Raw genomic sequence first — 8,580 nt, forward strand, 5'->3', positions numbered from 1 at the left:
GACTACCGGACAAGGAAAGCATCATGAAACTGATCATCGTCGGCCACGGCATGGTGGGTCACAAGTTCCTGGAATGCCTGGCGGAAGCCGGCGCGCAGAACGTGGAAGTGACCGTGCTGTGCGAAGAACCGCGTCCCGCCTACGATCGCGTGCACCTGTCCGAATTCTTCGCCGGCAAGTCAGCCGAGGATCTGTCGCTGGTGCCCGCCGGCTTCTTCGAGCAGCACAACAACATGCTGCTGCGCCTGAATGCCCGCGCCGTCGAGATCGACCGCGCCGCGCGCACGGTGAAGGTTTCGACCGGCGAGACCCTGGCCTATGACAAGCTGATCCTGGCCACCGGCTCCTACCCCTTCGTGCCGCCGGTGCCGGGCAAGGACCGCAAGGACTGCTTCGTCTACCGCACCATCGAAGACCTGGAAGCGATGCGCGAATGCGGCGCGCGCTCGAAGACCGGTGTGGTGATCGGCGGCGGCCTGCTGGGCCTGGAATGCGCCAAGGCACTGCGCGACATGGACCTGCAGACGCACGTGGTGGAGTTTGCGCCGCGCCTGATGGCGGTGCAGGTCGACGAAGGCGGCGGCCGCATGCTGCGCCAGAAAATCGCAGGCCTGGGCGTTACCGCGCACACCGGCAAGAACACCGTTGAAATCATCGATGGCGAAGACGGCACCCACCGCATGGTGTTTGCCGACGGCACCCACCTCGACACCGACATGATCGTGTTCTCGGCCGGCATCCGCCCGCGCGACGAACTGGCGCGCACCAGCGGCCTGGCGGTGGGCGAGCGCGGCGGCATCGTAGTGGACAACCAGTGCCTCACCTCGGACCCCGACATCTACGCCATCGGCGAATGCGCGCTATGGCAAGGCAAGATCTACGGCCTGGTGGCGCCGGGCTATGACATGGCCCGCGTCGCCGCGCGCCACCTGCAGGGCGAAGCCGCCGAGTTCGCCGGCGCCGACATGAGCACCAAGCTCAAGCTGATGGGCGTGGACGTGGCCAGCATCGGCGACCCGCATGGGACCGTGCCGGGCGCGCGCTTCTACCAGTTCTGCGACGACCGCAAGGAGGTCTACAAGAAGCTGGTGGTGTCCGACTGCGGCAAATACCTGCTGGGCGGCGTGCTGATCGGCGACGCCAGCGAGTACGGCACGCTGCTGCAGATGATGCTGAACAAGATCGAATTGCCTGAGTCCCCCGAGTTCCTGATCCTGCCCGACAGCAGCGGCAAGGCCAGGCCCGCGCTGGGCGCCGACGCCCTGCCCGACACCGCCCAGATCTGCTCGTGCAACAACGTCTCCAAGAGCGAGATCTGCGCGGCGGTGTGCGACGGCGCCACCAGCATCGGCGCGCTCAAGACCTGCACCAAGGCCGGCACCGCCTGCGGCGGCTGCGTGCCGCTGGTCACGCAGATCATGAAGGCCGAGATGAAGAAGCAGGGCATGGCGGTCAACAACCATCTCTGCGAGCACTTCCCGTACTCGCGCCAGGAGCTGTATCACCTGGTGCGCGTGGGCAAGTTCAAGTCCTTCGATGCGCTGCTGGAAGCGCATGGCAAGGGCATGGGCTGCGACATCTGCAAGCCCGCGGTGGGCAGCATCCTGGCCTCGTGCTGGAACGAGTTCGTGCTCAAGGAAGAGCACGCCAGCCTGCAGGACTCCAACGACTACTACCTGGCCAACATCCAGAAGGACGGCACCTACTCGGTGGTGCCGCGCATGCCGGGCGGTGAAGTGACGCCAGAAGGCCTGATCGCCGTCGGCCAGGTGGCCAAGAAATACGGCCTCTACACCAAGATCACCGGCGGCCAGCGTGTGGACCTGTTTGGCGCACGCGCCGAGGAACTGCCCTTCATCTGGGAAGAACTGATCGCGGCGGGTTTTGAATCGGGCCATGCCTATGGCAAGGCGCTGCGCACGGTGAAGTCGTGCGTGGGCTCGACCTGGTGCCGCTATGGCGTGGGCGATTCGGTCGGCCTCGCCATCGAACTGGAGAACCGCTACAAGGGCCTGCGCGCGCCGCACAAGATCAAGTTCGGCGTGTCCGGCTGCACCCGCGAATGCGCCGAGGCGCAGGGCAAGGACGTTGGCGTGATCGCCACCGACAAGGGCTGGAACCTGTACGTTTGCGGCAATGGCGGCATGAAGCCGCGCCATGCGGAGCTGCTGGCCAGCGACCTCGATCACGACACCCTGGTGCGCTACATCGACCGCTTCCTGATGTTCTACGTGCGCACCGCCGACCGCCTGCAGCGCACCAGCGTCTGGCGCGACAACCTGGAGGGCGGCCTGGACTACCTGAAGGCCGTGGTGCTGGACGACAAGCTGGGCCTCGCCGCCGAACTGGAAGCCGAGATGCAGCACGTGGTCGACACCTACGAAGACGAGTGGAAGAAGGCCGTGACCGATCCCGAGACGCGCAAGCGCTTCCGCCACTTCGTCAACAGCGACCGCCGCGACGACAACGTCGCCTTCATCGAAGAGCGGGGGCAGATCCGCCCCGCCACGCCGGAGGAACGGAAATTGCGTCACTCCCGCCTGAGCCACATTCCCGTGGTGGCCGTGCCCGCAAAAGCAGCCTGATGTAGCCCGCAATCAAGGAGAACGTGATGAGCCATCCCCACCATCCTGAAACCTGGACCGCCGTCTGCACCGTGCGCGATATCGTGCCCAATACTGGTGTGTGCGCACTGGTGGACGACAAGCAGGTCGCCGTGTTCCGCATCGGCCGCGGCGAAGATGTCTACGCCATCGATAACTTCGATCCCAACTCGCAGGCCGCGGTGCTCTCGCGCGGGCTGGTCGGCAACCTGGGCGAGCGCCTGGTGGTGGCTTCGCCGATCTACAAGCATCACTTCGACCTGCGCACCGGCGAGTGCCTGGAAGCGCCCGGGCAGTCCGTCAATGCCTACGCCGCACGCGTCTATGACGGCAAGGTCTGGATCGCCGCCGGCGTGGTCATGCGCGCGGCCGAGGAAGAGCTCGCCGCCTGACACCCGCCGCACGATCCTGATGCTCCCCCTGTCCAAAAGCCACCCCAACGGAGATGCTGGCATGACGTTCTCAGCCAACCCGCAAGCCCGCCAGCGCCTGGTCGTCGTCGGCAACGGCATGGCCGGCATGCGCACCGTCGAGGAGCTGCTCAGGCTCGCCCCGGACCTGTACGACATCACGGTGTTCGGGGCCGAGCCGCACGGCAACTACAACCGCATCCTGCTGTCGCCGGTGCTGGCCGGCGAGAAGACAGTGGAGGACATCATGCTGAACACGCGCGAGTGGTACGCCGAGCATGGCATCGAGCTGCTCGCCGGCGATCCGGTGGTTGCCATCGACCGCCCGCGCCGCATTGTGCGCTCGGCTTCGGGGCGCGAAGTGCGCTACGACCGCCTGCTGCTGGCCACCGGCTCCAAACCCTTCATCTTGCCGGTGCCGGGGCACCAGCTCGACGGCGTGATCGCCTTTCGCGACATCCAGGACGTCGAGACCATGCAGCAAGCCGCGCGCAACCACCGCCACGCGGTGGTGATCGGCGGCGGCCTGCTCGGCCTGGAGGCCGCCAACGGGCTGCTGCGCCAGGGCATGGACGTGACCGTGGTGCATCTGCCCGACAGCCTGATGGAGCGCCAGCTCGACAAGCCTGCTGCCACGCTGCTCCAGAGCGCGCTCGAACGCAAGGGCCTGCGCTTCCTGCTGGGCGCGCAGACCGCGGATCTCCTCGGCACAGACCGCGTCACCGGCGTGCGCTTCAAGGACGGCAGCGAGATCCCCGCCGACCTGGTGGTGATGACCGCCGGCGTGCGCCCCAATATCGAACTGGCCGCCGGCGCCGGCCTGCACTGCGAGCGCGCCATCGTCGTCGACGACACGCTGCAGACCTATGATCCACGCATCTACGCCGTGGGGGAATGCGTGCAGCACCGCCAGGCCACCTTCGGCCTGGTGGCGCCGATCTGGGATCAGGCGCGCGTGTGCGCCGCGCACCTCGCCGGCGCCGGCCATCGCCGCTACGTGCAGCAGGCCACCGCGACTAAACTGAAAGTGACCGGCGTGGACCTCTACTCCGCCGGCGACTTCATCGGCGCCGAAGGCAGCGAAGACCTGGTGCTGCGCGATGCGCGCCGCGGCGTCTACAAGCGGCTGGTGCTGCAGGACGGCTGCCTGGTCGGCGCGGTGCTGTACGGCGACGTGCAGGACGGCCCCTGGTACTTCGACATGATCCAGCAACGCACGCCGGTGGCAGCGCTGCGCCAGCGCCTGCTGTTCGGCAAGGCGCAGTGCGAAGCGCTCGCCGCCTAGGTGGCAACACCAGACAACGCCCCCTTGGAGAACGCGTGAACCTGTCCGATATCCCGGTGGTCTCGGCCACCCTGACCACCACCACCGCCACCACCTGCCCGTACTGCGGCGTCGGCTGCGGCGTGCGCGCCACCGTGCGTGCCGACGGCCAGGTCGAGATCGCGGGCGACGCCCAGCACCCGTCCAATCACGGCCGGCTGTGCGTGAAAGGCTCGGCGCTGGGTGAAACCGTGGACCTGGAAGGCCGCCTGCTCCACCCCAAGGTGCGCGGCACCGATGGCTCCCTGCAGCAAGTCTCCTGGGACCATGCGCTGGACACCGTCGCGCAAGGCTTCTCGGACATCGTCCGCCGCCACGGCCCGGATTCGGTCGCGCTCTATGTCTCGGGCCAGCTGCTGACCGAGGACTACTACATCGCCAACAAGCTGATGAAGGGCTTCATCGGCAGCGCCAATATCGACACCAACTCGCGCCTGTGCATGTCGTCGGCCGTGGCCGGCCACAAGCGCGCCTTCGGCGAAGACCTGGTGCCCGGCAACTACGAAGACCTGGAACTGGCCGACCTGGTGGTACTGGTGGGCTCCAATACGGCGTGGTGCCATCCGATCCTGTTCCAGCGCCTGTCCCAGGCCAAGGAAGCGCGCCCCGACATGAAAATCGTGGCGATCGACCCGCGCCGCACCGCCACCTGCGAACTGGCCGACCTGCACCTGGCGCTCCGCCCGGGCACCGACGTGTGGCTGTTCAACGGCCTGCTGAGCTACCTGGCGCGCGAAGGCCGTACCAACGCCGCCTTCGTCGCCGCCAGCACCGCGGGGCTGGACCTAGCCCTGCAGGCCGCGGATGCGGCCTGCGCCGATCCCGTTGCCGTGGCCCGCGCCTGCAAGCTGAACGTGCAGGACGTGTTGGCGTTCTACCAGCTGTTCGCGGAGACCGAAAAGACCGTGACGGCCTTCTCGCAAGGCGTCAACCAGTCGTCGGCCGGCACCGACAAGGTCAACAGCATCATCAACTGCCACTTGCTGACCGGCCGCATCGGCGCCCCGGGCATGGGCCCGTTTTCGCTCACCGGCCAGCCCAATGCAATGGGCGGGCGCGAGGTCGGCGGCCTGGCCAACATGCTGGCTGCGCACATGGAGCTGGCCAACCCGCTGCATCGCGACGTCGTGCAAAGCTTCTGGCAATCGCCGGTGGTGGCCGACCGCCCGGGCCTGAAGGCGGTGGATCTGTTCGAGGCCATCGAAGCCGGCCGCGTCAAGGCGGTCTGGGTGATCGCCACCAACCCGGTGGTGAGCCTGCCCGACGCCGACCAGGTGCGCCGCGCACTGGCCAAGTGCGAACTGGTGGTCACCAGCGACATCATTGAGCGCACCGACACCAATGCCGCCGCGCACGTGCTGCTGCCGGCGCTCGGCTGGGGCGAGAAAGACGGCACCGTTACCAACTCGGAACGGCGCATTTCCCGTCAGCGCGCCTTCCTGCCCGCGCCCGGCGAGGCGCGCGCCGACTGGCGGATCCTGTGCGACGTTGCGCGCCGCATGGGCTTTGACGGCTTCGACTATGCGGGCGTGCATGAAATTTTCGACGAGCACGCGCGCCTGAGCGCCTGGCGCAACGATGCCGCACCGCGCGTGTTCGACATCGGCGGGCTGGTCGGCCTAGACCAGGCACACTATGACGCGCTCGAGCCAGTGCAATGGCCGCTGCCCGCAGGCGCACCGGCCGGCGCCGGCACGCAACGCCTGTTTGCCGACGGGCGCTACGCCCATGCCGACGGCCTGGCCCGCTTCGTCGCCACGCCGCCGCGCGCGCCGGCCCACGCGCCCGACGACGATTTCCCGCTGATCCTCAACACCGGCCGCGTGCGCGACCACTGGCACACCATGACGCGCACCGGCAAGTCGGCCAAGCTGGCCGACCACCTGCCCGAGCCCTTCGTCGACATGCATCCGCAGGACGCGCTGCTGTGCGGCGTCAGCGAGGGCAAGCTGGCGCGCGTCAGCACGCGCTGGGGCGCGATGGTGGCGCGCGTGCACCATGGCGGCGGCATCCCGCGCGGCAGCGTGTTCGTGCCGATCCACTGGAATGGCCAGTTCAGCTCGGATGCGCGCGTCGGCGCGCTGGTCAATCCGGTGGTGGATCCGGTCTCCGGCGAGCCTGAATTCAAGCACACACCAGTGCGGGTGGAACCGTTCGGTGTCAGCTGGCATGGCTTCGTGCTGAGCCGCAGCGAGCTGCCGGCCGAGGCCCTGACCTACTGGACGCGGGTGCAGGGACGGCAGTTCCAGCGCTATGAATTTGCCGGCCGCGAGGCGATCGCCGACCGCGCCAGCTGGGCCCGCGAGTTGCTCGGCGTGACCGACCCGGATGCCGACTGGCTGGAGTACGAGGACCGTACCGCCGGCGTTTACCACGCGGGCTACGTCGTCAATGACCGGCTCGAAGCCTGCGTCTATATGTCGACGCGGCCCGAGTTGCCGTCGCGCCCGTGGCTTTCCGGCCTGTTTGGGCGCGAGCGGCTGGAAGACCCCGACCGCATCGGCCTGCTGCTCGGCCAGCCGATGGAGAAAGGTGCCGACACCGGCCCGACGGTGTGCTCGTGCTTTGGCGTTGGCCGCAACACCATCTGCGACGCCGTGCGCAAGCACGACCTGAAGACGCCCGCGGAGATCACCGCCTGCGTCAAGGCCGGCGGCAACTGCGGCTCGTGCGTGCCGGAGCTGAAGAAGCTGCTGGTGGAGGTTCGCGTGGCCGAAGTGGCCTGAGCTTTCACGATGGATTAGGCACCCTTCACGAGAACCAGATTGTGGTCGCCGCGGCATGCCCCCATGCTAGCCGCGCAACCCCGACAAGCCGCCCCGGACTCACGGTGCGGCACCAATCTGGAGACAGCAATGAAGGATGCAAAGTATTTGCACGCCGGACCACGATGGCTGGCGGGCGTGATGGTGATGGCCTCGGCGCTGGCTGGCACAAGCGGCGCGGCGGCGGCTGACGCCTACCCCGGCAAGCCGATCACGCTGGTCGTCCCCTACTCCGCCGGCGGACCGACCGATGTCGTGGCACGCACACTGGCGCAAGCGATGTCCCAGGACCTCGGCCAGAGCGTGGTGGTGGAAAACCGCACCGGCGCCGGCGGCACCGTGGCTGCCGCCGTTGTCGCCCGCGCACAGGCGGACGGCTATACGCTGCTGATCCACCATAACGGCATGGCGACCGCGCCGGCACTGTACAAGAAGCTGTCCTACGCGCCGCTGAAGGATTTCGAGTATGTCGGCCAGGTGGCGGATGTGCCGATGACCCTGATGGGCCGCAAGGACCTGCCAGCCAAGACCGTGCCGGAACTGATCCGCTACGTGATGCAGAACAAGGACAAGGTGTCGCTGGCCAATGCCGGACTGGGCGCCGTATCGCAGCTATGTGGCGTGCTGTTCGAGCAATCGGTCCACGTGAAGCTCAATGCGATCCCTTACCAGGGCGCCGGCCCCGCGCTGACCGCGCTGCTGGGCGGCCAGGTCGATCTGCTGTGCGACCAGACCACGGCCACGCTGCCGCATATCCAGGCCGACCGCGTGCGCCTGTTCGGCGTGACCACGCCGGCGCGGATCAAGGCGCTGCCCAGTGCGCCAACGCTGCAGGAAGGCGGCCTCAAGGGCTTTGACGTCAAGGTCTGGCACGGCATCTACGCGCCCAAGGGCACGCCGCCCGCTACCGTGGCACGGCTAACCAAGGCCCTGCAGAAGGGGCTGCAAGATCCCGTGGTGATCAAGAAGCTCGATGGCCTGGGCGCGGAAATCGTGCCGGTCGACAAGCAGACGCCGGAAGGCCTGCGCACGCTGCTAAAGGCTGAAAGCGACAAATGGCAACCGCTGCTGAAGTCGATGCAGATCGAAGCAGACTAAGCAGGAAGCCCGGTATGCCGTCGGTGTCATGTGCCGGCGGCACGAGGGAACAGCGGATGCGGAAGTGTTTTTTCGATCCGCCAAAGACAAAACCCCTCGCAGCACACGCTGTCGAGGGGTTTTGGGAATAAGAGCCTGGCGATGACCTACTTTCACACGGGAATCCGCACTATCATCGGCGCGGAGCTGTTTCACGGACCTGTTCGGGATGGGAAGGGGTGGTTCCAGCTCGCTATGGTCACCAGGCATGAGGGGTTGTGACGCTGGGGATTGAAGCCAGCGTCACGAATAGGGATGTAGTCTTGGTTGTGCGTATTGTGCCAACCGAGGGCACAGGCGAATCACTCACCAGGCAAAACACACTGGTTATAGGATCAAGC

General features: G+C 67.1%; 5 protein-coding genes and 1 rRNA gene. 5 read left to right on the forward strand and 1 reads right to left on the reverse strand.

Features of this window, described 5'->3' with window-relative positions:
• The first annotated feature begins 23 nt into the window (after positions 1 to 23).
• The 5 genes from nirB to A3A5_RS0117195 all read left to right on the forward strand — a co-directional run bounded on the left by nirB (position 24) and on the right by A3A5_RS0117195 (position 8,200).
• Positions 24 to 2,585 (forward strand): nitrite reductase large subunit NirB, encoded by a 2,562-nt coding sequence (nirB, locus tag A3A5_RS0117175; RefSeq protein ID WP_018311781.1) that lies wholly within the window; start codon positions 24 to 26, stop codon positions 2,583 to 2,585.
• A gap of 26 nt (positions 2,586 to 2,611) precedes the next feature.
• Positions 2,612 to 2,995, forward strand: a complete 384-nt coding sequence (nirD, locus tag A3A5_RS0117180) for a nitrite reductase small subunit NirD (RefSeq protein WP_018311782.1) — start codon at positions 2,612 to 2,614, stop codon at positions 2,993 to 2,995.
• 61 nt (positions 2,996 to 3,056) lie between these two features.
• Positions 3,057 to 4,298 (forward strand): NAD(P)/FAD-dependent oxidoreductase, encoded by a 1,242-nt coding sequence (locus A3A5_RS38770; RefSeq protein ID WP_018311783.1) that lies wholly within the window; start codon positions 3,057 to 3,059, stop codon positions 4,296 to 4,298.
• Positions 4,299 to 4,333: 35 nt separating this feature from the next.
• A complete protein-coding gene (locus A3A5_RS0117190) occupies positions 4,334 to 7,063 on the forward strand; it encodes a nitrate reductase (protein WP_018311784.1) in 2,730 nt (909 codons plus the stop codon).
• 129 nt (positions 7,064 to 7,192) lie between these two features.
• The gene (locus A3A5_RS0117195) at positions 7,193 to 8,200 is read left to right on the forward strand and encodes a tripartite tricarboxylate transporter substrate-binding protein (RefSeq protein WP_018311785.1); all 1,008 of its coding nucleotides are present in this window, start codon (positions 7,193 to 7,195) and stop codon (positions 8,198 to 8,200) included.
• Positions 8,201 to 8,333: 133 nt separating this feature from the next.
• On the opposite strand, the gene rrf is transcribed toward A3A5_RS0117195, so the two are convergent.
• Positions 8,334 to 8,446, reverse strand: a 5S ribosomal RNA gene (gene rrf, locus A3A5_RS0117200).
• Positions 8,447 to 8,580: the final 134 nt, after the last annotated feature.

This window comes from Cupriavidus sp. UYPR2.512 (assembly GCF_000379565.1).
GTDB lineage: Bacteria > Pseudomonadota > Gammaproteobacteria > Burkholderiales > Burkholderiaceae > Cupriavidus.